1 protein-coding gene is annotated in these 1,488 nt (G+C 69.4%); it reads left to right on the forward strand.

Translation table 11 applies throughout. From position 1 onward, the window contains the following. The first annotated feature begins 91 nt into the window (after positions 1–91). A complete protein-coding gene (tnpC, locus tag LHA35_RS28200; protein ID WP_226615070.1) occupies positions 92–1,480 on the forward strand; it encodes an IS66 family transposase in 1,389 nt (462 codons plus the stop codon). Positions 1,481–1,488: the final 8 nt, after the last annotated feature.

Below are 1,488 nucleotides of genomic sequence, written 5' to 3' on the forward strand. Positions count from 1 at the left end.
GTACCTGCTCATCCCCCGGTGACGATGGGCCTGCCGCTTGGCGCTGGGGAAGTGCTTGACGTGTGCCGTGAGCTTTTGATTCAAGCTCGGGATGGACCGGCTTCCCGACCTGTCTTCGCTCTCGCACGACGAGAAGGACGCGCTGATCCACGCGCTCTGGGCACAGGTGCAGGCGCTGACGGCACAGGTTGCCACCCTGACGGCCCGGGTTGGGGAGTTGGAAGCCAGGCTCGGCCTGCCGCCGAAGACGCCGGACAACTCCAGCCTGCCGCCATCGCAGGGCAGGAAGCCGAACCGCGACGACCAGCCGGCCCGGACGGGTCCCCGCCAGGGCAGCCTCGGCCGCAAGGGCGGCGGCCGCTTATTGGCCGAGGCACCGGACGAGACTGTCACCGCTCGCCCATCCCGGTGCGCGCACTGCCAGGCGGCCCTGGACGAGGCCGACCAGGCGCTGGCAGGGCGCTTCGACAAGGTGGACCTGCCGATGGTCACCCCGGTGGTGACGCGGGTGGAGCGCTACGCCGGGCATTGCCGCCGCTGCGGCGGGACCACGCTGGCTCCGTTGCCCGAGGGGCTGGAGCCCGGGACGCCGTTCAGTGGCAACATCGTCGCGCTGGCGATGTACCTGCGCTTCGTCCATCACGTCAGCTACCGGCGGCTGAGCCGCCTGTTGCTCGAACTGTTTGGCCTGACCATCAGCGAGGGTGCGCTCGATGCGGCTTTCCGGCGCGGCAAGCCGCGCTTCGACGCCGAGACTGCGGCCATTCTGGCTCGGCTGCGTCGGGCCCGGGTGATCTGCTCGGACGAGACCGGCGTGCGCATCGACGGTCGCACTTGCTGGAATTGGGTGTTCCAGAACGACGAGGTGGTGATCCACGTGGTCCGCCATAGCCGGGGCGCCGGCGTCATCGCCGAGGTGATGGCCGGACACCGCCCCGCTATCTGGGTTTCCGACCTCTACAGCGCCCAGCGCGGCCATGCCGAAGCCTGGCAGATCTGTCTGGCGCATCAGCTCCGCGACTGTCGCTACGCCATCGAGGCGGGCGACATCATCTTCGCCCCACGCATGAAGGCCCTGCTCCTGCGGGCCGTGGTGCTGGCCCGGCGGCATCGGGGCCTGGCCGAGAGCACCCGCCGCGAATACCGCCGCCGCCTCGAGCACGCGCTCGATGCCGTCATGGCGCTCGTCCCCAGCAACCGGCATGGGCAGCGACTGCGAAAGCGCTACGGCAAGTTGCGCGAGCACCTCTTCACCTTCCTCGACCATCCTGAGGTGACCGCCGACAACAACAGCAGCGAGCGCGAACTTCGCCCCACCGCCACCTATCGCAAGGTCACCGGCGGGTTCCGGTCCGACTGGGGCGCCAATCTTTACGCCGCCGTTCGCTCTGTCGTCGGCACCGCCGCGCGGCGCGGCATCGGCGCCTTTCAGGCTATCCAAACCACCCTACAGGGCGAGTCCGTCCTCGCCCCGGGTTGAGCAGGTAC

The organism is Roseicella aerolata, from assembly GCF_020523605.1.
Taxonomy (GTDB): domain Bacteria; phylum Pseudomonadota; class Alphaproteobacteria; order Acetobacterales; family Acetobacteraceae; genus Paracraurococcus; species Paracraurococcus aerolatus.